Genomic DNA, 24,588 nt, shown 5'->3' with positions numbered 1-24,588 from the left:
TATAACTAATGCTCGGGCTTTACTATCCAGCTTGAGCGTTCAAATGGCTGCACATAAGTTTCGTTATCATTAAGGTCATAACCGAGTGATTGAGCAAGCGCCAGCGCTCTTTCAGATGCTTTTTGTCCATCCGGTAATTTACGGATATAACCGCTGATATGCTTTATCTCAGATTCGTAGCGATCGTCACCGGCAATTGTTCGAATGTGCTTGATTTCCGTTGGAACTCTCAGTTTGCCGCCTATTGAAGTAAAAGTTACATCTGCATTTTTATCTAAGATATAATCATTATAGGACTCCGATGTAGGTAAAACATTTGTATCTGAACCAACAAATGCAGCATAACACCATAAAATTACAGTCTCAACAAATCGTCCCAGAAGAATAATTTGTTCTTCTGTGAATGCAAACATTGACGCAAATTGTTTATTCTGTGTATTATAAAAACCTGCCGTTTCGCCTTGTGTAGTTTCCATTCGATAAAGGCATACAATAGCTCCGTTGTGATAGATCTCTTTGAGCAGCACGTCTTTCATAAATGTACTGTTTTCAAAATGGATCTTTAAACCGTTAGAAGAAAGTGTCTTTCGACGATGACAAAGAGTTTCTTTTAATGTATTGTTGTCCTTAAGCAATTTGGGAATACTATTCAAATACATTCCCAGTTCAGGATTGAACCTTTTTTGCGGAATAATGTCTATCGTAAACTCGTTTATATATGGAGTCAGGTAAGCTACTGAGTTTGTGTGGAGCTGCTGAGTAACACGAAGTACATCTGCATCTTCCCATGAATTGATCTTATATCCTCTTTTTTCGTATATTCTGAACATTGTGTCAGGTTTTAGCTTGTCTGGTGCCGTAAGCGCTATGTGTTCGAACTCGTGAACGCAAGAGTCCAAATTCGGGCAGATATCATCTACCTCGATGAGCTCCCCTTTTGTGGTCACACCTGCGACCATTTTGTTTAATTCAAACTTATTTTTGCGCAAAAATTCAGCCTGATTCATCAATAGATTGGTATAAGCCCGATAAACGAGCTGTCGTTTTGTGTCCATGATTTTCATATCTTCATTCTGAAAATAGGACACGAATTCGAAAAAGCGCAAATAATAGTTGTTCTTCTTTATAGTAGATGCCATTTTGAGATAAAAGTCATAAAGTTGTTCGGTGAAAACATCCGGTTTCTCTTTCGCCATTTCTAAAACATACTGATATCTTCCGACAAAACTGCCAAAGTTTTTGTCCTTAACAAGCATATACAGTTCAAGGTACAGGTCGTCGGCAGGAATATCATTTATCAAATCAATAATACTTTTAGCTGCCATCAGAGTTCTTCTGTGCAGAACGTAGACCGGTTCTCCCTTGTTATAATACTTTTTATCAAGCTTTTTGGCATGTTTTAGATACCATTCTGTTACATCATTCATATAAACGCCGCAGAATACCTCAACGCTTTATGTTGAGCAGAAAAGCGGCTCCCCTCCTCTCAATTAGCTATCTGTAGACGAAAATATCTTATTAATGGTTTAAGCTTACCCTCTATAATTATATTATAGCAGATTTTTCAAAAAAAATCAAAAGCTCCTGCCGAAGCAAGAGCTTTAACGATCAAATATTAATTCAGATAGGGCTTGATCATATTTCTCAATCTTTCAAGTATTTCATTAAAAATACTTTCAAAATCCTGAGAGCCATCATTGAGCAAGTCGGATAATTTTTTAAATCCTTTGCCTCTGACAACATCTCTATATATAGGCCTTACCAAATCAGGGATATCTTTGGGAAATTTGTTGATTTTTTCTGCGTATGAAAGATTTGCATCCTCTTTCACTGACCGTATATATGAAATAACAGTGCGTATCAGTTTCTTTTTATCTTCTGTAGTCTTTTCGCTCCACTGAGACATAGCGCTTTTCACATCAATGGTATCAGGAAGCTTTGTGTTGTTGATTTTTGGTTCAGGGGCTGTATCGGGCATTTCAATTGGAGTAAGAGGCAGTCTTTCAGCTTCTGGACTACCGCTATATTTACTTTCCAGTATCCTCATTTCTTTTTGGAGCTCCGGATCATCCGATACTAGGTATAGTAATTTACCATCTTCAATCAGCATTATATCACCTTTCCTTAATTAATTGTTTTAGGATCGCTGAGCCAAAATCCCTGAGTAGATCAGAGAGATTGTCGTTTTCTGTGAAATTTACTCCATAGATTTCTTTCAAGACCTCGTCATCCGTTCCGCCAATAGCGATTCCGTGAACGACAAGACCATCAGCGGTTGCTTGACGTACAGCATCTTTAGTGTCTGCAACGCCAATATTTGAATAATTTCTATATGCTTGCGCTGCAGGCTGACCATCAGAAATTACAATCAACAGCTTATTTTTCTCGGTTCTTTTTTGAAGAAGTCTCGAAGCATATCTTATACTATATCCGTCAAAATTATTCATTCTGGCAGATATATTCATAAGAGAATAACGTTCATCGATGGTGTTTTTCCATCGAACGTAATGTAAGTGATACGCCTCGTATCCGTCTATATCTGCAGTAAAGCCCATGATATAAAGTGGTATTTTAGCTTTAGCACACGCTTCAGCTATGCCGATCGCTGCCCTCCTTGCGGAATTTGAACGCCGCCCGCAGCTCATAGATCCGCTTTCGTCAACAGATATAAAGACTGCTAAATCATTTTCTCCGGCTGTTCTTCTTTTGTCAAAGAGTTTTGTGGTAGGATGAGCATCAAAACGCGAATACCTGTCAACCGATAAACGACCCGAAGAACGTCTTGTTTTTACAGTGTTAGGTTTTGCAGATGCTCTTTTCAGCTTTTCAGCAAGTTTATCTATATCTCCGGCAATGCATGATACTTCGTTTTCATATGCCGTTGAAAGAGATGATGATGTACCGTCAAGAACAACGTTTTTACATTTTGCTTTTGTAAAACCTCTTCCTTGTATATCCGGGAAATCGATCAATTTATCGTCATTTATATTCTTTTTTTCAAAAATAATTTCGTTACTTATGATTTCGTCGATCTCTTCGTTTATTCTGTCGATCTCTTCGGGGCTGATTTCAACATCTTCCCAAATATCATCATCTTCGAGATCAGTATTGATGGATTCAACATCAAAGTTTTCCATTACAAGGTCATTTGAACCGCTTGTATTGTCGTTTTCATCCACTTCTGAATCTTTTTTTGAGGAATCGTTAGCTGCTTCTTTTTCATTTGATTCATCATTTTCTGCTTTCGCCTCATCAGAGGAATCATTATCCGCAGGCTCATCTTTTATATTTGAATCCTCTGCTCCATCTGATTTGTTTTCATCAGATTTGTCGGAACTATTACTTTTACAATGGTCTTCATTATCAGTAGATTCAGATTTGATCCCGTTGTTTGAATCACCATTCTCATCATTGGTACTATCATTCTTTGAAGAAACAGAACCGCTGTTTCCATTTGATTCAGCATCTTCCTTCTCTTCTGGCTCATTATCATCATCGATGATTTTGATGGTAACTTCTTCTCCTTCAGAGTTATCGTCATTTTTTTCGAGATTTTTAAGAAGTTTTTCAAGTTCCTTTTTAGTCATCTCGATCGTTCTTTTTTTTCTTGATTCCTTCTTTTCTTTCTTTTTGATTTCATCTTCGCTTTTTTCGCCCGGTGATGCACTTGAGGCATCTGATGAATGTGTACCTTTACCTTGTCGAGCAAGATCATGAGCCAGATTTTTAAGCAGCTCTTCCATTAACTCTTGTTGCTTAAGGAGTGGTTCCCAGAAAACCTTTAGCTTCTCGAAGACAAAATAAGCGATTAAAATGCGCTTTTTTGCGTCTCCTTCTTCGATAGCTTCATCGTATGATGGTTGAATTTCCAGAAACATTTTTCTTGCTTCGGGAAATGTAAATTTTCCTTTGAGTAATCCTATATCTCCGTACTGCAGCATTGCGGCACAAACTTGGCTAAATGGATCATCGTACTCTTCCAGGCTCGGGCCTAATTCATAAGTTGATGTTACGGTAAAGCGAAGATCGTTAGGAAATTCGCCGCCTGTAGTTTCGTATGTCCAATACTCTATAGAAGTATCTTCGATTATATTCCATATACGATGGAATAAAGATACCTCCTTTTTTGTATAAGCCCTGGAGAGTTCCAACGGGGGGTAATCGTATTTCTTAAGCCAGTTAGTGAAATTTATGTTGGATGCAGTCTCCATTATTTTTATAAAGTTGTTGTGAGCATCAAAATCCGAGAATCTTTGGTGTCCGACCTCATGAATGTTCAGCCCGTTTATGAATCTTTTTGCATTCACCAGATACTCCGGTACACTCGGACTAAAAGGATTAATGGAAATAATTCGTTTGTCTTTTTTTGTTGTAGTGTAGGCTAAAGAATCGTCACATCTTTTGACAGCGATTTTTTTTCCTACTATCATACTATCTATTTTCGATAGCTTTTTAAAATATCCATTCCAGAATCTTAAAAGTTCCGTCTTTGATTTTTCATTCATAAAATTCTCCTTATATAATTTGAAATAGCTGCGGTCAGATGACCGCAGCATTTCGATCGTTGTATTACTTTATTATATCGATTATTCCGACTTTTACATCCTCTGCGACATCTGGAGCATAAACCTTCAAGGGATTTACTAAAGTCCTTTGAAGTGCTTTTTTTGTTGAGATCCCTGCCGCAATCTGATCGAGGGCTGCAAGGCAATGTCTGAGAGTTAGTACCTTTATAAGTTCCGGCATATTTTCGGTTTTCAACCAGTCCAGAACCTTCCTATAAGTGCTGTATACAGTTTTTATCTGCTTTTCTGATACATCCTCGGTCTGTTTGCCGAGGATCTTTACGAATTGTTCATCCGCCGGATCATCGATCTCAAATACGTGTGGCGTTCTTGAGAAAAGTGCTTCAGACGGCATCTGAGAGCCTTGTGTGCCAATGTTACATGTCACACAGATCATGCACAGAGGATGTCTTACAGTTGGCAAGTATCCGTCTTTTTCGATGATAAAGGGTTTCTCGATTGCTTGTCCTATGGCACCCATGAGCATACCGGGATCGGCCAAATTGAATTCTTCAAGTACTACTATTCCTCCCCGTTCGAAGCCTTTAAGGAATGGTGTTTCACAGAACTTAAAGTTACTGCTTGAACCTGTATATGCTGCTGAGGATGTTTCTTCGGACGATGATATTTTAAGTTTTCCCTGATATTCATCTTCCTCGGAGTATCTTGTTGTTGTACATGGATAGTAGGGCATGCCTAATGCAGCGCATAGAGCTTTGCTCATGGTTGATTTACCTGTACCGGGCTTCCCGATAAAAGCGAAGCATTTACCGTAATTGCCGATTGCGTTTTCTCCTGTTTTACCGAGATCCATATTTTGGATGATTTTTGTTCCGGCTCTGTGCATAGTGATCAGTGCGTCCTCAAAATCTTCACTAGGGATATACAAATCAAGGAAACTTAGAGAAGGAATGAGCTGTCTGTCGTCAGCGCTCCATTCATAAGGAAGAATGAATTCTCCTGATTTGCATCTTGATATTATATCTACTATTGTTGTTTTTTCGGATTCTGATATAGTAGCTTTCTCTTTAAAATCGATTGCTGAAAAAATAGATGTATTTGCCGGGAAGTCGTTTGAAATGTTAGGTTTAAAGAACCTACCCATTTCTTTTATGCTTTCATCGCTGAGTGGTTCTCCATCTATAAATGCCGGTGAGCCTGAAGCAGGATCCTGACTTAGTTTGTTTTTGGCTGTGTAATAAAAAGAATCACATAGCAATAATGCGTCTTCATAATTTGCTTTTCCAGAAGATCTGATATCACTAATTACTTTTTTTGCTGTCTCTTGAAATTCTTCGTAATCAGGGTCTGCATTTGTCATATAATAAACTGTAGCAGCTGCTACAATATCTTTTGGAGAGAGTGTTTCTATTGAAGATAATTCTCCATTATTGAATACTACAGGCTTTTCGTTGATTTCTGCGTATATTTTGTCACTCCCGCAAACAGCGCAGGCAACTTTTATTTCTTCTTTTACTATTCCCACCAAAATGGTGAAAACGTTTGAAAATTTTGATTTATGAACCCTTGGCATTTTTTTTGAATTACCGACTCCGGGAGCACCTGTCGCTCCGGTCTTAATTGTTGTAGAGCCCGGGTTTCCTGATATGTATTCATCGGGAAATTTCATATTAGCTGCATAAATAGGCATTGATAAGTTGATCATTTTTAGTCCTCCTAAAATTATAATATATTCGATCGAATAGACACTCCAGCTTGTCAATCCATGATCTACAATAATTATATATGAAAATTTCTTTCAATATAATCGATATAAATCGGGGAAAACTATTTTAGTGACAAGTATATTTACTGTTAAGGAAAAAGAAAAGATCTCAACTCAAAGAGTAAGGAAAACCGCGTAAATACGTCCACATCTGGATTTTCCGGATCTGGAAAGCTACGATAATTATTAAGTATAAGGTTATCTTATATTGATTTATTATTTTGATTGTGCTATACTTATAATAAGAAAGTGAGGTGTTCTGAATGAAATTCAAAAACATATTCTCAGGACTTGTTTCAGCGTTAATGCTGAGCGCAAATTCAATGAGCATAACAACTTATGCAGACGTTTCAGAAGCGAAGCAGTGGGGCGATAACGCAAGTTATGTCATTGATTATGATACGGCAACAGTAACAATAACAGGAAAAGGTAAGCTTAAAAACACCGATACTGCAGGAAATTACGATTCACCTTTTAAAGGAGATACGTTTATTGAAAAAGTCGTTATCAGTGAAGGCATTACTTCACTATGCAATAATGCTTTTAACGGCTGTGCAAATCTAAAGGAGGTAGATCTCCCCGATAGCCTTGAATTTATAGGCAGAAACGCATTTACCGGGACTGAACTGTTTAACAGCCAGATAAAGGAAAAATCTAATGAGTTAATAATGGTAGATAACTGGGTAGTTGATTTTTCAAAGAAAGGTGAAGATATTACTGAACTTGTCATTCCGGATGGATGTGTAGGAATAGGTACAGAAGCCTTCAAAAAGCTGATAGTAGGAATAGATCTTTTTTACAGAACTAAAAGTATAGAAAATATAGTTTTCCCCAATACTCTCAAATACATTAATTATGGTGCTTTTAATGAATCTGAGATGAAACTTACAAGTCTGGAACTGCCTACTGAAAATGATCTGTATATAGACGATTATGCATTCAGTAATGCTTTTAGTGATAATGTTAATGATACTGTAAAGGCATTAGATATTGATATTCCCGGAAACGTAAAAGGAATCGGCGCCTTTGCTTTTAGTGGAAACAAGAGATTGCAAGGTGTTACTTTGAATGATGGTCTCCGTACATTATCTCATAATGCTTTTGATGGATGTTCGATATCAGAACAAGTAGTTATTCCTGATTCTCTTGAAAGACTGGGAAACGGAGCATTCAAGAATACACCGTTTGAAAAGCAATTTGACTCATCAGCTGAAAAGGCACTTTATCTTGGAAACTGGCTTTATAAAATCAATGGCAATAACCCATCTTATATAGACATTCGAGAAGGTACCCTCGGTATAGCTGATTCTCCCGGGATACCCGTAACTGCCGAATTCAAGCTACCCTCTACACTGAAATACATAGGTTCAAATGCTTTTGCGGGACAAAAAAAGGAAAAAATACTTCTTCCCGAAAGCATTGAAGCTATCTATCCAAGTGCATTTGAAAATTCCGGAATAAAAGCAATAAATTTTCCTAATGGTTTAAAATATATAGGTTCAAAAGCATTCAAAGGATGTAAAGGCATAACTAAGGCGGTGATTCCTGAAAGCGTTGAATTTATAGGTGATGGCGCTTTTTCGGGTTTGAACAACTCCAACAACGGAACAACAGTTATTGTATACTCCAAAAATTGCATCATTGAACAGATAGAGTATGTAAATGTATACGCAATTAACTATGCGTTGGACTTTAATTATATTGTTGGCTATAAGGGCAGCACAGCAGAAGAATATTCGAATAAATACGCAACGGTTCAACATCCGTATATGCAGGAAGACGTATATTATCGTACATTCAAACCGCTACTCTTCGGAGATGTAAATACTGATAGCGTTATAAACGTAAGCGACATTACTAAGATTGCAGCGCATATAAAAGGGAAAAAACTTCTCGATGAAAACGCCCAGAAATTTGCCGATGTAAATGGTGATGGAGTGATCAACGTCAGCGATATAACAAAAATCGCTGCACATATTAAAGGTAAGAAATTACTGACACAATAAGTACCCATATTTCTCCTGATGCAAAAAATCTCCTATGGTTCATTATTCCATGGGAGATTTTTTTTATTATTCAATTCCGTCAAGTAAAAGATCGGTTGTGGGATCACTCCATCCTTTTTCTTCAACGTCTTCTGCTTTTGATTCGCCTGATAATAAAGTATCCAGTTTTTTAAACAGATCGCCGCGAAAATTAGATTCTACATTTTCATAGCCATCAGAGAATTTATTTTCCTTTAAGCGTTTTGAAATATTGTCGATATCGCTTAGGTTTGGATCGAATCCCATATCTGAGATCATTTTATTTTGTACTTTAGGGTCACGGAGTCCGTCAGTTCTTATATCATAAGTCTCATAACGACCCATATAACCGTTGTCATAGCTCGGGGGAATAAAATCATAAGCTATCTGAAAGTCTTTATCCGCTGTTCTTCTTAATTCCGTTTCCAGATCCATGATATCTTGCTTTTTCGATAAAAAATCGTTCCGGGTGATAGATTTGTCGCTGTCTTTACCATCAAAATCATTCTTTATTGAGCTTATTTGTCCAACTGCATAATTATTGACTTTTGTTTCCAGCGAACCAAAACTAAGTAGCTCAGGTGTGATATTATTGGGATTGATACTGTTCTTATAGCTGTTAAAGCTGTCCCATGCATCACTTATATTCATCATCTGACTTATTTCATTGTATCCTGTTGAGTTTCTTGCTGCACTGAAAAGAGAATCCCTGTTTGCAGAAAAATCCGCAAAAACCGCTTGACTATCAAAAGTAAACTCTGTGTATGGAGTGAATTCTGATTTTAATCCATCACCGAAAGAATCTTTAAAGGAGCCTATTGCATTGAGAGTGTAGCCGGAATTATCCGGTAATGTTGCTTTTTGTCCGAATCCATACGCGGAAAGCCCTGCGACCATTTCGGCATATTGTTCTTTCATGTCAGCCTCCGTAGATATGTTTGTCATGTCCGGCAAAGAAAACTTCTGAGATGTAAATTCAGAATAATCAAACCCTGCCGACTCCAAAAAAGCATCCATTTGCTTATGAAAACCGTCAAAATCAGCTGTTATTCCCGTTGTAGGCTGAGCTGCCGGTTGGTTTAACTGTATTTGCTCGGCTCCGTTTTGCATTACTTCGGAAAAATCAACGTTATTTCCATCATCAGCTATCATCATTCCGTTTGTATTATCAGAAGCAAAAGCTGTTATCTGTGTAGTAAGCACTGTAAGCGCCAAAACCGAAGCAATCATTTTATTTTTCATGATAATTTCCTCCCTGTCTTATTTCATTATTTTGAAGTCTCCTCTTTTAGTTGCGCTGGAATTATCGACGGATGGCTGAACTTGCTGCACTTCAAGATCCAGCTTAGGGACAAATTTGGCCGGCTGTTTGAAGCTTTTGGGTTGTCCCTTTATCATTATCCTTATTTTGCATATAAGCAGATATATGGATATAAACAAAAAAACCAGTATGAAAAATAATATGCAAATACAGAATAAAAACCAGTAAGTCATACATTTTCCTCCTTTTTTTCACGTATTTACAGTTAAACTATATGTAAAAATTAAAAGCATGAAAAGATCATATAAAATTTTTCATTCTTAAAAAAAATCGAATATAATATAAGTAGTAAAATAAATAGTGAGGTGATAACATGTATTACATTACACGTTCTGATTACAATAAAATAGTTTCCGGGTTTAAGATCAAACCTCTTTCTTTGCCGCCACTTTCATTCGCAAAAGAGCTAAATGAAAATTTTGCGATGTATATCGGATGGGCTTTATGGATCGAATCTTATCTTCCCGAAAATCCTGATCCTGAAGAACTGAAGGTATCTGAAATGATAAGAGGTTTTTTGAAAAGAAATCTAACTGTTGTTGAAGATGATAAGTCAAGAGATCTTGTAAAAAAAGAATGGTAGCAAAGGCTGTCACGAAAGTGACAGCTTTTATTTATCATTGATGTTGCTGTTAACTGTCATCGAAAATTTATTAAATAATGTATCAGGGTTATAATCCGAAGAGATAACTTCATTGTTTTTAAGAACTATGATACTTTTAGTTGCCTTCCCTTTTGTAGCATTGATCAACGTATTGTTTTTCTTAGCGTTTGATGCAATTTCTTTTGCCGAATTTGATTTGCAGGAAAGAATAAAACGTATCTCGTCTGTGTTAATGATAAAATCATTACTGATCTTAGCTATCATATCGTGCTCTCCTTTACATTATTTATTGCTTATAATGATTATAGCAGAAAATTACATTAGATAAAAACTCTGTTATTATCGAACCAAATTTTCGTATATAATAATTACAGACTTTTATTATTGATAACATGGAGTTTATTATTTAATAAAAGATGGACAAATTCCTTTTTTGCATGAGATGACGAGTGCGACTTTGTTTCATGATCATATACATATATATATACATAAATCAATCATTCACTTACAAACGAATCACTTATAGAATCAATTGACCATCGTTCGCACCGATGGTCTATTTATATATTATTATACATATTAAAGGAGAAATTTACATGTTCAAAATATTCTATGCCGCTTTTCTTGCTAACAAGAAAGGTGATGAAACAATCAAGCCGAAAGTAAACGGAATCACGATCTTCTTTATGATAAAAACAGTGATCTCAATTTGCGTTTTTATTTTCCTTATGAAAAGAATGGCAAAATTGATGCCTGAACTTCTTTGGAATATTATGACAGGTTTTCAGTATCTTTCAATGACACTTACAGTCATATTCGCTGCTAAAGCCGTTTTAAAAAAGTCTTGGCGCTGCGCTGTAGCGTCATTCTTGTGCTTTATTCTGAACTGTGTGTTCAGTATTGCAAAAATAATCGCAATAAAAAATATCAGCTTGTCAACAGTCAGAATATCCCCAAAACTCTTCTTGGTGTTTATAGCACTGTTTTCACTTGGAGTGCTCTCAGGCATTGTAATTAAGGAAGTCGCTGCAATTAAGGCGAAGTCTAAGTGCAGTTGACAAAATTACCGCCTTTTTCTCCCCTGATTTAGGGGAGTTTTTTTATGTAATAATTGATAATACCTAAAATACACTAGAACGTCAAGGAAAAAGTGTGAATTTTATTATGCATATTGTTCATAATTTGCTGAATGTATGCAAGCCATAATGTTAATGTTATACAATTTCGTATATTTATAACATTGACGAACTGCAGACAAAAAGTTATAATAAATACAGCGATAAGGGTAATTTTCAAATACGTTTATCGTAAGCCGATACGATTATTATTAAATAATCGATAATGTAATTTTCGGAGGTATTTTTATGAAAACGAAAACAAAGTTTGGCTTCTATGTCCGCGAGATCAGTTCAGTTGTAGCAGCAGTATTAATGACGGCTGTAAATGAAACGATTGCGTTCATTGCATCAGCAACAAGATTTTTAACTGCTAGTTCAGAACAATACGTAGCGAGTGAGAAAAACAATTTTACCAATAATCATAAAAGCTTAAACTCTGTTTATTTAACGTTTTCAAGATTGTATCAGAAAATTCATATAGCTACTTATCTAAGATTTTACGGCAATCTAAAGCGGATTCTATGGACTATTCCTTATTATACAGCGAATTTTCTTTGAGAAAGATTTGCGGTAAACAGATGTGTAAGAATAATCGAATCTGTGGAAGCTGCTTTTGTTTCCAAAATGATTTATAATTTTATTGTGCGTTGATTTTAGAAAGGGTGTTTTTATGAAAAAACGATTGTTGAGCGTGTTTATGTCATTAATGATGATTTGTAGCTTGGGGGTGTATCTGCCCAATAAAGTTATTACGAATTTGGCTGCCAGTGCAATTACGCAAAGTGAATTTGATAGTAAACTAAGCAGTTTAAGGTCAGCATACCCTAATTACTCGACATGGAATGATAGATTTGATGGCGGTACACAATGCTTTGGCTTCGCAAGACTTATTGCTTATAACGTTTTTGGATCACACGTATCGTCATGGACTAAGTCATACAGTATCAGTGAAGTAAAGGCCGGCGATGTTATACAGTATGGAAATACGATGGGTAGTGGTCATACAATATTTGTAACCAGTGTATCTGGAGATACTATAACATTTGTCGATTGTAATGGTAATGGTAATTATAGTGGAGGTAGTAAAGTCAGAAGTTGTGGTATAAAATGGGATAATACAATTTCTAAATCTGCAATGATGTTCGGAAGGTATTCCTTTGCATATCTTTATTCTTCACCGTCTAAGGAGCCTTCAAACCACTCTCCTGTTGGCTATGTTGATTTAGTAGAAGGAGGAGAAGGTTCAATCCATGTTAGGGGTTGGGTATATGATCCTGACTCGTCTTCACAATCATTAGAGGTTCACGTTTATATAGGTGGAAATGTTGGAGAAAGCTCAATTATAACAAGGCAGACCGGTGTAATGGCAAATCAATACAGGGAAGACGTTAATTCGACATTCGGAATTACAGGAAATCATGGATTTGATCAGTGGATTGAAACAACAGCTAGAGGTAGTCAGCCTGTATATATTCATGTCGTTGATGCTAATGATTCAAACGGGAACACAGCTGTAAGACGAGATAATCAATTTTGTTTTACTGTCAATATTAACGAAAAACAGGGACACGTGATGAGTGAATCTGAAGCTGCTGGGCAAACTGTTCCTGATGGGAATTATTTGATAATTAGCGAGTTGGGACGAAGAGTATATCTTGATATACCGGGTACAAAATACCCCGCTGATGAACAAGAGAAGCTGATTGCGACAGAAGGCAGTATTCTTCCTAATAAGGATTATGATTCATGGACAGTGACCTACCTTAATAATGGATTTTACAAAATCACTCAGAACGGACAAAACATTGCATTAGATGTACCCGGAGCCTCATTGAACCACAAAACAAAGGTTCAAACATATAAGGATAATGCAACGTTTGCACAACAGTGGTCAATTAAACCAACAAACCACGGATATACCATACAATCACGAGCAAATGGTTACTATTTGGATGTCAAAAATGCTATAATTGGAGATACTGGATATATTCAAACACATGAAGCTAACGACAGCAAGGCTCAGTCATGGTGTTTTATTCCGTATATTTCAAATGATAGACCTATAGCCGACGGAACGTACTATATAAAATCAGCTTGTGGAGTATGGCTCGATGCAGATGGCGACCATAATTACAAAAATGGTTCAAATATACAAATACAAAACTCCAAAAACAGTAGTGATACATTTGAAATAACTTATGTAGCAGACGGTTATTACAAAATCATAGAATCATCATCACATCTATCTTTGGACGTTGAAGATAGTGATGCGACTGCTTTTTTACATAAGAATAATATTCAGTTGTGGGAATATAATCCATCAAATAAACGAGGTCAGCTTTGGCGAATACAGGCTGAAGGCGAAGGATACTACCGTTTGATATCAAAACTCAGTGGTTATTCTGTTGACCTTGCAGGAATGCAAACAGCAAATAGTTCAAACGTTCAGCAGCACCCATATAATACCACTAATGCGCAGAAATGGTCATTTGAAAAAGTTGATACAGAGCCTCCCAAAATATCTGACGTTAAGGTTACAGATGTCTCTTGTACAGGTTATACAATAACTTGTAAAGTAACTGATGATGGCGGAAGTGGTCTTGATAGAGTACAGTTTCCTACATGGACGATTGAAAATAATCAGGATGATATCCAGCCTTCGTGGGAAACAAATTCAAAAGCAAGTGGAACTATAGATGGTGATATAGTTACTTACCGTGTAAATGTAAACGATCATAATAATGAATTTGGTGTTTATCGAACACATATCTATGCATATGATAAAGTTGGCAATGCAAGTGAATATCATGTAGATGATGTCTATATTGATAATACAGTTCCTGTTAATGAAAAACCTACGGTTTCATACCTCCCCGGTGACGGTTGTGTTATGCTCACATGGTCAGAAAATAAAGGAGCTGAAAAGTACGCTGTATGTGGATATGTAAACAACAGATGGCAGAAGCTTGCCGATGGTAATGGCACCTCATACACGCTAAGGAACCTCAAAGCAGGAACAAATTACAGGGTTGCTGTTATCGTGATGATAAACGGAAAGTGGAAACAGGATTTCTCTAATGCAATTACAATAACGCCCAATGAAGCAAAGATTTCTAAATATCCGATAGTCACCTCTGAGGTCTCAGGAAACCAGTTCAGGCTGAAATGGTCGCCTGTTGACGGGGCAGAAAAATACGGTATAGCTGTTTTTCTATCTGGTAAATGGAAAGTTCAAGATTATATGCCGGGTAATTCCAGCACATATACTTCCAAAAAGATCCCTTCCGGCACTTATAAAGCTGTACTTTGCGCTAAAGTTAACGGTGAATGGGATACAAGTAATATCAACAGCAGAGCTTTTGAAATAGTTATAAAGTAATGCCGATAATTCTCATATTGAATTAACAAAGTAAAACGAGCTGAAAATTATATCAGCTCGTTTCTTTTTTAAACGTTTATGACATTTATATCACTGAATTTTCCGAGTACGTCTTCAAATTCGGTGTGGTTGACCGTTGCCACGAAGACATGGTCGTAATACTCTGCAACCGCTGGCTGCGAGAGGAAATCAAGCATTTTTTCAAAGTTGGCTTCATCCAGCTTATCAAGATTATCCATTACGAGAAGTTTAAAACCTGATAGCTGATTTATTTGAGTCATTACCAGAAACTGAACGAGCAGTTTTTCTCCTGTAGAAAGATCTCCATAGTCCTGGGTACCGCTTGGAGTTTTGCACTGAATAATAACGTTTCCATTGGAATTAATGTTAAGATCCAGTGTAAGCTGAGGACAAGCTTCTGCAGCCATATCGTTGATGGATTTTACAAGTCTGCCAAGAAGAAGCTTGAGTATTTTTCCTTTGACATTTCCCTTTTTACTTGTTATCCTTTCAAGAATAGAGTATTTTGAGAAATCATTTTCGTGTGAGATCAGATTTGCTTTTTCATTATTTGCTGCCTCGATTCTGTTGGCTAAAGCAAGTTCATCTGCCAGAACGCTTTTCTTTCTTGCAATCTCTGATGCATCAAGGTCAGGCCTTTCAACAGCCGATGGTATGGAAGTCTTAACTACATCTATCTGTTTCAGTAAGTTGATTTTCTCCGTGTAAGCTTTTTCCTGATTCCGGTAAGCTTCCAGAACTTCTTGTGCTTTTTTCAGCTGATCTTCGTATATCTCTTTATCCTGTTCAAGAAGTTCGATCTGATCTTTGTTTCCGGAAATAGTAGTATTGATTTCTTCAATAACTTCGGTCTTATCCTGAGTACAGGATATTTTTTCAGAGAGAGGACAGCAGTTACTTGAAAGTCTGGATAACTGCTTTTCCAGCATAGAATTGTTTGCGTTCAATGTTGAAATGAATTTTATAGATTTTTTTATTTCACTGTCCATTTGCTCGATAACTTTTTCAGCTGAAATTTTTTCTGCAGGATTAGGTTTTGTTACAGTATATTTATCGTATGTTTCCTGCAGTTTTTTGAGCTTTTCAAGAGCTGTACTTCTTTTTACAGTTATTTCCTCATAAGCTTTTATCGTAGCTTCATCAGCAATCAAGAGTTCATATTCTTTTTTTATCGTTTTTGGTTCTCGAATGCTTGTTGTGTCAATTCCGTCAACCGATGAAATAATAGAGGATAATCTTTCAATTTCTTTCTTTTCAGCTTTTATTTTTCCTGAATAATAATCGTTTATTTCCTGTATATGATCGAGACTGAATTTATCAGGCATTGCAGGAAAATTTCCTTTCAATTCTTCTTCAATGCTTTCATCAATAACTTCTGTTTCCTTTACAAGTCTCAACAGCGTTTCTATATCTAAATTTAGAGGAATAAATCCGCTGTTAAGAAGAAATTCAGTAAATTCCGATGAACTTGCCTTCTCAAAGACTTCTGATGAAGTCAAAAATTGCATTGCTTCTTTAGTTCCGCCGTACTCAGCCTGAAGGAGCTCAACAATGCTTTTTCTAGTCGTTTTCTTTCCGTTAAGATATACTGAAGCACCTTTACTGTTGTTTATACTTCTTATTGAGTAAGCGTCAATATCGAGAGATACTTCAGCTGCGCAAGCTCCATCTTTGATAAGTTCACTTCTTGTCTGGCTGCCAACAAGACCGTATTTAACGGCTTTAAGGAATGTTGTCTTGCCGTGTCCGTTAGGTCCGATTATTACGTTGACTCGCTTTGGTATTGTTTCTAAATGAGTAATTCCGCCAAAATTTTCGATACAAATATTCTTAAAGTTCATAAAATGACCTCCTAAAAAAAATACTTGATCCGATTTGATAAAACTCCAATTATCAATAACAGATCTATATATATTATAATCGAATTTTGAATCCGATAAAAAAAGCCACTGTATAAAACAATGGCTTTGATAAGGTGCTTATTCAACTTAAAAGTCGGAAAAATAGGCATCACTGTCATTTTCTGCATTCTTTTTGCTCTGCTCAATATTACTCTTTACAAGCTCATCTGCTTTTTTTAGCTGACGGGCGTAAAAACTGATTTTATACGCCATAGCATCATCTTCCATAGATTTTATGAAAGCAAGTCCATCGAGCTCACTCATTCGAACTATTGAAGAAACTTTATCGCAAACCGAGTTTCCCTGAACATTCAGTGCTCCTGTATCAGTTTTCTTTACAAAAGCATAGTAGTTTGTGATAGTTACGTTGAAAGGATAATTCTGTCCTATAACATACGCGATCTTTATATTATAGACCTGAACCTTACCATCTTCCCTTTTCTGTGAGACTCTGGGTTTTGTTCCTGACTCATAAATAATCAACTCTCCCGAAGGTGCCATAGTGCTTCTATCCTTAGTGCTTCGTGTTTCTTTCATAAAAGAAACGCATTTGTTCTGAATTTCTTTCGATGCTGTTAAAAACAGATCAAGCTTATTTATAATTTCTTTGTTTTTCGGGTATTTTTCAGCGTTCTTTCCTAAGAATTCTCTGTATTTCTTTATTTCCTCCGCAGGTATTGACCAAAAAGGCTTTCCTTTGTTATTTCCCATTGTAGGAGACAGTTCAAGCGCTTCGCATATTTTCTTATTTCTTTCAAGCACAGGCCAAGGCTTTTCTGTTGCTACTTCCGAGCTGTCAGCATTAACATTTATAGTATTTGTCAGTACTGATTTAGCTCTCTCAGCAATCGCAGGGACAAGCTTTGCCGGAATATTGCCGATCAGAATAGATGTTTTACCGCTGGAATTCTTTTCCACAGCAGTTAGTACATATCTTGATAACGAAGACATCATTGCCAGCGGCTTATCCTCGTCGAACTGAAGATTAGATGCTACGCTAAACGTCTGAGCTCCGCCATTTTTCGTTTTGATGTTGGTGAAAATTTCCTTTGGGTATTTTGTAACTGCCATTTTAGGGCCTCCTTATTATAAGCCTGAAAGAATATCATTTATACATAATTTTGTCAATTCAGACTGATTTTTGATTTCTGTGACCTTCTTAAAATCACTTATTTCGATTTGTGCTTCTGGTTTTCCATAGTTATTTTCGCTTATCACGCCAATTATATCTAGTGTTTTGGGCATGTTCAATGAATTGAACTTTTCTACGGCATCAAATCCGATCGCTATGCAACCGTTACCGAATAGCTTCAGTGCTTTGCCGTCATCGCCTAATATCTGGAATAGTTTTCCGTTTCTGGGTAAACATTTAAAGTTATTGATCTTGAATACAGGCGGTCTGTTCCCTTCTCCAAAAGGCGCATACGCTTTTAGTAGTGACAACGTATCAGGAATTTCCTCTGCATTGATTTCAAGATCATAGAATATTTCATCTTTTTCTTGAACTTCGAAATCTTCGAATATACTGAAAAAACAATCGCGGATGTTATCAAGCTCATCAATTTTAAGTGATAAGCCGGCAGCTCCCGCGTGTCCACCGTAATGAAGTAAATGGTCAGATACTTTATCCAGTGCTTCTTTTATATTAATATCCTCAGTAGATCGTGCGGATCCTTTAATTACTCCCGGCGTTTCACTGTCCGTCAGGCAAATTACAGGACTTTTGTAAGTTTCCGTTAATCTGCCGGCAACAACACCGACAATTCCTTCGATCGTTTTTGGATCATATATAATTTTTGGAACATCTGAAAATAAGCACTCTTCTACTACTATATTCTGAGCTCTTTCGACTGCTTGAATAACAAGTTCCTTTCTTACTTCATTATTATCAACCATATGCTGAAGCATTTCAGGATTTCCGCTAGTAAAGTACCGGTATACGTATTCAGCATCATCCTCAACACGCCCCATGGCGTTGATAATAGGTCCGATCTTAAAGCCTATAGTTGTTTCATCGACATTCGGCTTTCCTAACCCGGTAATTTCGTTTATAAGAAGATGTATGGAATTAACGGAACTATTGTTTATCAGTTCCAATCCATTTTTTACAATTGTGCGATTATTGAAACGTAAAGGAACAACGTCTGCTACTGTAGCGAATGCTGCGAACTGCAGGCATACTTTCTGTCTTTTTTCATCACAGATGAGTTTAGAAAGTTCGTAGCCAAGTCCGGCTCCGCACCAATCTTCAAAATTTTCTTTTTCTTTGAATACGTGTGGATCAACTATTATATCAGCGTTTGGCAGACCTTCCGGTGATTGCAGATGGTGGTCTATAACTATAACATCCATTCCTCTTGCTTTCGCAGCATCGATGCCCTCAAAAGCGGAGATTCCGTTATCAATAGTTATCACTGCATCATATTTTTCATCGATCATATCTATGTATCTTTTTTGTAAGCCGTATCCAATTCCTCTTTTCGGGAAATAGATCTTAAAATCTATTTGAAGGCTTTTTAAGATCACATGCATGATCACTGCAGAACATATACCATCGCAGTCATAGTCAGCAAATACCGCTATTTTCTTCTTAGTATCTGAGGCATTTCTGAGATAATCTGCAACATCATACAAATGCATTATCTGTGTATCCCATTCAGTTTTCATGAGCTCTTCTTCAGTCATACCTGAATTTCGAGACACAACTTGTTTTATGGAATCTAATTCGTCTCTTTTTGACCAAATCATGATTTTTCCTCCTTTTTAAATTGAAAAACAAACTCCAAGATATCAATGTAATTGACTATTATAATTATACATGAAAATTTAAATCGATAAAAACTACATATAAAAACAGGTTTAAGTCCTATATTTTGGACTTAAACCTGTTTTCAGTGTATTATATGTTGTATACTAGAATTGCAGCATCAGTAATTCTGCAACATAGTAATATCCGTTATTTTTGAAAATAGCAACACCGACCTGATTAAAATTCTCGTTCATCCTCGCGTTACGGCAATTGTCTATGGATTGAAACCTTTGATGTATCTGCTGAGCGTCATCGGAAGTTGTTCTCCAGACATTAAGACCATAGCCCTGGTTAGTAATTCCATAACGTGTCATTAACTGATCTATAGAGCCGTATAAAGGTGAGATATTGGTCGTGTTATCGTATGTAGCCATATCTGCTGCAAATAACGTAGCAATTTTCTGAGCATCACCATCGGTAGCAAGAATGGAAAGATTGTTATTGATTCTCTCTGCATTAAGTGAGTTTATCACTCCGCTTGCATCGCTTTGTTCCAAAGCGCCAGCAACTCTCATTATCTCGTTATCCAGATTTGATTCTATTAGTGAGGGATTAGCAGTTACCTTCTGATTTCCAACGTATTCCTTATTTCGCAGGAACGGTCCTTGTTTATCAGAAGATAACATATTACCTTCATCATCATAGGTTTTGATGATTGTGTATTCATAAGTAAGTTTGTAATCCCCCTCATACTCTGTTGTCTGATAAGACTCTTTTTGAGTATGCGTTTTTTTGCTTTTGGAGCCTGTGTTAACAGAAATATCCGGATCAACAACCACAGGGGCAGTTGTTACTTTATTTCCACCGGGCTTACCGACAACATACTCGTCCGGTTTTTGATCTGTACTGTCAGGCAAAGTCATATCCGGATTCTTAACTTCTCCGTTATTTCTCTCATTACCTGTTATATCAGCAAATACCTTTTCTTCGCTAATAGGATTCCAGATCAGATTTCCGTTTTTATCTTCATTTTTCTTGACGTATTCGACAACGACTCCGTCCTTGTTTTTTACGCCGTAAATATTTCCATCGATCTGCATATAGTTTGTCGGGATCGAATTATCGCCAGCCTGAGATTCACATGATGTTATGTACTCGTCAATGATGTTTCCGTATTTATCCACTTCTACGAAGGTGAACGAATTATCTCTGTTTCTTATGTATTTAAGGTACTTGACCATGCCGTTTGCATCAGTCACCTTATATACATCCTCAAGATCTTCTACAGCTTCATAATTATCGGGAATGTCGGGATTGACTTTTTCCCAGTTCAAAGCCGTACCATCTTCAGTGCATTTCCAATAAGAAAGAATCGTGCCATTTTCATCGACCTGCATATACAGTCCGTCTTCTCCCAACACGGGAACATAATCCGATGGTATTCGGGGATCCAGATACCACTCTTCGCTAACTTCATACGACAAAGGAGCGATATCGTTTTGAGTATCCCACCAGTTGCTTGCGTTGTTTGATTCGTTTAGATGCCTGTTTATTGGCGTTTTACTTTTAAAGACCCATAAAGCGCAAAAAACACAGAACAGAAAAACGAATAGTATCACAATTTTATTCATTTTATACTCCTACTTTAAATCTGTCTGCAAATTACTACTGTACGGCAATTGCTCGTATGATACGAACAAGTAACTAGCGTAAGGAGATTATCATCTGCCTGAAGCTCAAATCCGTCTTTTTTTATTACACAGTTATCTAGTAATGTATTTCCATAGTCGAGGAAATCATTATCATCAAGGAAATCACATTTGTTAAACGACTTGTGATCGTTATTAAGGTCAACGATCATGCAGCCTATCACTTCCCATTCGGATGAATCTCCGCCGTAATCGAATTCCACAACGGGATGTTCATCAAAAAACGCTTGATCCTCATAATTAACAAGTGGTTTGAACATTGATTCATAATAGGCATTTATATTGTGACCGTATATGGTCATGTTTTTGGCACCTATATACTGATTTCCATCAAGATAGATCGAGCCGTATGAATCGTATTGTTCCATATAATTATGCGTGAGATAATATTCATTATCTCCTTCAAGATAGAGAACCGGGTAATCTATCGAAGTCCCGGGTATTGATATCCAGCCAAAAGTCCTGTCAGTATACTCATATGTATAATAGCTTTGTTCAACTGAACTTGTTCCACTATCTGCTGAAGCTGATGAACTTGAATCTTTGTTCTGTGAAGATTCCTTTTTTGATTCAGGAACTTCCTCATGGCTGTCATCGTCCTTATCATGGTATGCATCTTCATTATTTCCTTCATCTACAAAGTCATTTTGGAAACTAAGTTTTTTGTTTTGACGTTTTTCTCTCAAGTCATCGTACTGAGAATCCTTAGTTTTTGGTTCAAAGTACTGTTTATATCCTACGTAGCCAAAAGACCCAACTGCAATAAGAGATAAACATACTGCTATTATTTTGATTTTTAGTTTTGAATTTTTATTATTATCAAACATAGGTTCCCTGCCTTTCGATTTTTTCTCTAAATATATTATAGCAGAAAATTTGTAATTTTCAAATTTTTATTTTCTTCTGAAGAACAGCATAAGCTTTGTCTTCATTTTTTCTATATATTTCAATGCTTTTTTCGTCTGATAAGCATTTTTTTATGTCTATATATGAAATAGGTTCGTTAGCTGCATTTGTTTCAGTTTGGAGAAAAGCTGAATCATCTTCGAAAAAATCATTATCTGCCAAATCATCGAGATCTGAAAAAAGGTCATCCGAAATCAGATCTTTTGTTTCGTTGGTTCTATTATCACGTTTAGGAACACTTTGTTCGGTACTAAACATTGAAGCTAACAGATTGAAACCCAATACTATACCGAACATGGCAAACAAATAGCCGAGTAACGAAAATAACAAAAGAAAAGAAAAACTCATACAAAAACTCCCCTTCCAAAATAAACGAATTATCTTGCTTTTGAAAATATTATACAAGATTTTTACGTCCAATAATATCAAATAAGAAGTTCTCCTATTTCTTCTATATCAACTGATGCCAGATCACTCATGTATACGTCAGTTCCATCATATGGTATCTCAATATCGTATTCACCCTGCTCCATTCCGTAATCAACAGGATCACTTTCAGGGAGAATTGCATCATCAGAAAATTCACTTGCGAAATCTATAGTGTCGGAGATATTTTGTATGCTATCATACGGATCCCCAAAAGCAATGCCGTTATCTTCAAAACCCTGCGGTATTTCAAAGTCTATCGCGGATTCTATAGCATCTTCAGGCATCTCGTTTTCTATTGAATCGCTTACATTATCGATTTCGATAATTTTTAAATTTTCAATTTCACTATTTGCTGAAACATCCGTAGATACGCTATTATCAGGAATTTCATCTTTGTCTGAATCGTTATTGTAAAGTTCCTGATCCTGAACAGAATCATCATTCCAGTCAGATGAAAGGTCATCAAGACTGTCACCGATGTTATCTACATCCTTAACAGCATCTTCACTTTCTATATCTGTATTTTCAGAGCCGTCTGTATCTGATGGTGACAGACTCTCATTATCTGTCAGGGTTCCATCGTTCTGATCCATCAGCTCAACATCTCCGCCGATTTCAGGCGTTTTTTCAGGTATATCATTACTCGTTTCCGCATCATAATCGACAGTTCCATCTTCCGAGAATTCAGGAAATGAAACATCTGTTTGAGCATCTGCTGCAATATCTGCAGATAGATCCTCATCTTGGACAGTTGGATCAGTATTATCCTGCTCATTTACTGTTCCATCGCCATCAACATCATTTGCGCTTAATAAAGCAGATTTTCCGGGGTCAGCAATATCGTCAACGGCATCTAATTCTTCCTGACTGCCGTTTTCTACCTGTTTTTCACTGGAATCAGCGTCTTCCAGTGTCACTGTTTGATCATCAATCGATACGATAGGAACATCATCTATTTTATCAAATTCCAATGCTTCATCTGTTATATCCGCATTTTCCTCTGTATTTTTTCTGTCAAGTTCATCGTCAGGTTCTTCCAGACGTTCAGGCTTTTCGTATTTATCAAAAGATTCCGAATCATTGGTATTATCGTTTGTGCTGTTATCTTTTTCAGGTTCTTCATCCGAGTATACAGTTTTGGATTCAGCTATTGCCGAATCATCCGAAGAATAATCGCTGATATTATCATGTGGCTTTATTTCTTCGTCTGTAGCTTTTGTATCAGACGAACTGTCATTTTCATTCTGAAACTCAATTCCATCATCGGTGGATAGTGTTCCTTCGATATCCGATTCATTACCTTCAATTTCATTTGATTGTTCATCGGAAACAGCCGGATCATTTACATCCATGTCAGACAACCGGAGTTCAATGTTGTTTTCAGCCCTGTTTTCCATTATATCTTCACGATGGTCATTATCTATCGCGTTATTGTCATTATTCTCGATTTCCTTTAGATTGTCCTGAGGATCTTCTGTCTCTTGGTGTTCAACGTCAGTCGTTTCAAAAGGCTCGATCTCATTAACTTCGACCTTATTATCTTCTTTTTCTAAATCATTTTTCTCATTCTCAATCGCTTTTTCTTTTACATCCTCGATCAAATCTAAAATAGTATTGAGCATTTCAGGCAAACTCATTTTTGAAAAAGTATTGAACTTATCAATGGCAGTCAAAGTTTTTTCTATCGGTTCCTTTATACTGTCAGGTATTTTTTCGATAATTCCGGCTTTTGCCTCATCGTAGCCATCAACTCTGTAACTTAGCTCCTTGTCAACGATCTTTGTAAAATCGGTCAGTTCTGTTTTGCTTATGTCAAGCACGAAAGCAAAGTCCTTTAGGACTTCTTTAAGAACAGGGTTATCGACCTTCTCCGCCCCGGCTCTTATTTTGTCGGCCATAACGTGTTCATACGAACCCGAAACAGTAGACCGGGATTCTTCTTTACTCCCATCATTATTGGTTATATCTGTGCTCAGATCTATGAGAACAGAGTTATCGTTGGAGGAAAAATCGCTGTTTGCAAAATTATCCATAAACGCTACACTCCTTTCAGAAATGCTAATTCTGGACAGAAATATTAGCTGCCGCCATAAGCAGCAGCTAAAACATTCCTTGTTCTAAAACTTTAATGCACGA

General features: G+C 36.7%; 18 protein-coding genes. 5 read left to right on the top strand and 13 right to left on the bottom strand.

The window, feature by feature from the left end; translation table 11 throughout:
• Positions 1-5: 5 nt before the first annotated feature.
• The 4 genes from RUMAL_RS17010 to RUMAL_RS16995 form a co-directional block, all read right to left on the bottom strand.
• Positions 6-1,427 carry a hypothetical protein gene (locus RUMAL_RS17010; RefSeq protein ID WP_013483353.1) on the bottom strand — a complete coding sequence of 474 codons (1,422 nt, stop codon included), beginning with the start codon at positions 1,425-1,427 and terminating at the stop codon, positions 6-8.
• A gap of 188 nt (positions 1,428-1,615) precedes the next feature.
• The gene (locus RUMAL_RS17005) at positions 1,616-2,110 is read right to left on the bottom strand and encodes a hypothetical protein (protein WP_013483352.1); all 495 of its coding nucleotides are present in this window, start codon (positions 2,108-2,110) and stop codon (positions 1,616-1,618) included.
• 4 nt (positions 2,111-2,114) lie between these two features.
• Complete coding sequence (locus tag RUMAL_RS17000) at positions 2,115-4,505, bottom strand: cobaltochelatase CobT-related protein (protein ID WP_013483351.1); 2,391 nt, start codon at positions 4,503-4,505, stop codon at positions 2,115-2,117.
• A 64-nt stretch (positions 4,506-4,569) separates the two neighbouring features.
• The gene (locus RUMAL_RS16995; RefSeq protein WP_013483350.1) at positions 4,570-6,231 is read right to left on the bottom strand and encodes an AAA family ATPase; all 1,662 of its coding nucleotides are present in this window, start codon (positions 6,229-6,231) and stop codon (positions 4,570-4,572) included.
• A gap of 323 nt (positions 6,232-6,554) precedes the next feature.
• Here RUMAL_RS16995 and RUMAL_RS16990 point away from each other — a divergent pair, with 323 nt between their 5' ends.
• Positions 6,555-8,297 carry a leucine-rich repeat protein gene (locus RUMAL_RS16990; protein ID WP_013483349.1) on the top strand — a complete coding sequence of 581 codons (1,743 nt, stop codon included), beginning with the start codon at positions 6,555-6,557 and terminating at the stop codon, positions 8,295-8,297.
• Positions 8,298-8,363: 66 nt separating this feature from the next.
• On the opposite strand, the gene RUMAL_RS16985 is transcribed toward RUMAL_RS16990, so the two are convergent.
• Entirely contained in the window at positions 8,364-9,557 is a 1,194-nt protein-coding gene (locus tag RUMAL_RS16985; protein WP_013483348.1) for a hypothetical protein, read from the bottom strand.
• Positions 9,558-9,949: 392 nt separating this feature from the next.
• Between RUMAL_RS16985 and RUMAL_RS16975 the strand changes: the two genes are divergently transcribed.
• Entirely contained in the window at positions 9,950-10,219 is a 270-nt protein-coding gene (locus RUMAL_RS16975) for a hypothetical protein (RefSeq protein ID WP_013483346.1), read from the top strand.
• Between the two features lie 27 nt (positions 10,220-10,246).
• On the opposite strand, the gene RUMAL_RS16970 is transcribed toward RUMAL_RS16975, so the two are convergent.
• Positions 10,247-10,504 carry a DUF370 domain-containing protein gene (locus tag RUMAL_RS16970; protein ID WP_013483345.1) on the bottom strand — a complete coding sequence of 86 codons (258 nt, stop codon included), beginning with the start codon at positions 10,502-10,504 and terminating at the stop codon, positions 10,247-10,249.
• Positions 10,505-10,836: 332 nt separating this feature from the next.
• On the opposite strand from RUMAL_RS16970, the gene RUMAL_RS16965 reads away from it, so the two are divergent.
• The 3 genes from RUMAL_RS16965 (at position 10,837) to RUMAL_RS16955 (ending at position 14,737) form a co-directional block, all read left to right on the top strand.
• Positions 10,837-11,298, top strand: a complete 462-nt coding sequence (locus RUMAL_RS16965; protein ID WP_013483344.1) for a hypothetical protein — start codon at positions 10,837-10,839, stop codon at positions 11,296-11,298.
• A gap of 306 nt (positions 11,299-11,604) precedes the next feature.
• Positions 11,605-11,916 (top strand): hypothetical protein, encoded by a 312-nt coding sequence (locus tag RUMAL_RS16960; RefSeq protein WP_013483343.1) that lies wholly within the window; start codon positions 11,605-11,607, stop codon positions 11,914-11,916.
• Positions 11,917-12,028: 112 nt separating this feature from the next.
• Positions 12,029-14,737 (top strand): RICIN domain-containing protein, encoded by a 2,709-nt coding sequence (locus RUMAL_RS16955; protein WP_028504252.1) that lies wholly within the window; start codon positions 12,029-12,031, stop codon positions 14,735-14,737.
• Between the two features lie 68 nt (positions 14,738-14,805).
• Here RUMAL_RS16955 and RUMAL_RS16950 read toward each other — a convergent pair whose 3' ends face one another.
• The 7 genes from RUMAL_RS16950 to RUMAL_RS16920 all read right to left on the bottom strand — a co-directional run bounded on the left by RUMAL_RS16950 (position 14,806) and on the right by RUMAL_RS16920 (position 24,485).
• Entirely contained in the window at positions 14,806-16,599 is a 1,794-nt protein-coding gene (locus RUMAL_RS16950; RefSeq protein ID WP_013483341.1) for a coiled-coil domain-containing protein, read from the bottom strand.
• A gap of 147 nt (positions 16,600-16,746) precedes the next feature.
• The gene (locus RUMAL_RS16945) at positions 16,747-17,730 is read right to left on the bottom strand and encodes a hypothetical protein (RefSeq protein WP_013483340.1); all 984 of its coding nucleotides are present in this window, start codon (positions 17,728-17,730) and stop codon (positions 16,747-16,749) included.
• A gap of 15 nt (positions 17,731-17,745) precedes the next feature.
• Complete coding sequence (locus tag RUMAL_RS16940; RefSeq protein WP_013483339.1) at positions 17,746-19,407, bottom strand: single-stranded-DNA-specific exonuclease RecJ; 1,662 nt, start codon at positions 19,405-19,407, stop codon at positions 17,746-17,748.
• A 165-nt stretch (positions 19,408-19,572) separates the two neighbouring features.
• Positions 19,573-21,039 (bottom strand): CAP domain-containing protein, encoded by a 1,467-nt coding sequence (locus tag RUMAL_RS16935; RefSeq protein ID WP_013483338.1) that lies wholly within the window; start codon positions 21,037-21,039, stop codon positions 19,573-19,575.
• A 14-nt stretch (positions 21,040-21,053) separates the two neighbouring features.
• Positions 21,054-21,944 (bottom strand): class B sortase, encoded by an 891-nt coding sequence (locus RUMAL_RS16930; RefSeq protein WP_013483337.1) that lies wholly within the window; start codon positions 21,942-21,944, stop codon positions 21,054-21,056.
• A 58-nt stretch (positions 21,945-22,002) separates the two neighbouring features.
• A complete protein-coding gene (locus tag RUMAL_RS16925) occupies positions 22,003-22,371 on the bottom strand; it encodes a hypothetical protein (protein WP_013483336.1) in 369 nt (122 codons plus the stop codon).
• 77 nt (positions 22,372-22,448) lie between these two features.
• Positions 22,449-24,485 (bottom strand): midas domain-containing protein, encoded by a 2,037-nt coding sequence (locus RUMAL_RS16920; RefSeq protein WP_013483335.1) that lies wholly within the window; start codon positions 24,483-24,485, stop codon positions 22,449-22,451.
• Positions 24,486-24,588: the final 103 nt, after the last annotated feature.

The organism is Ruminococcus albus 7 = DSM 20455, from assembly GCF_000179635.2.
GTDB classification, from domain to species: domain Bacteria; phylum Bacillota; class Clostridia; order Oscillospirales; family Ruminococcaceae; genus Hominimerdicola; species Hominimerdicola alba.
Note: the sequence above shows the minus strand (reverse complement) of the source record. Positions and strands in the feature narration are given on the sequence as shown.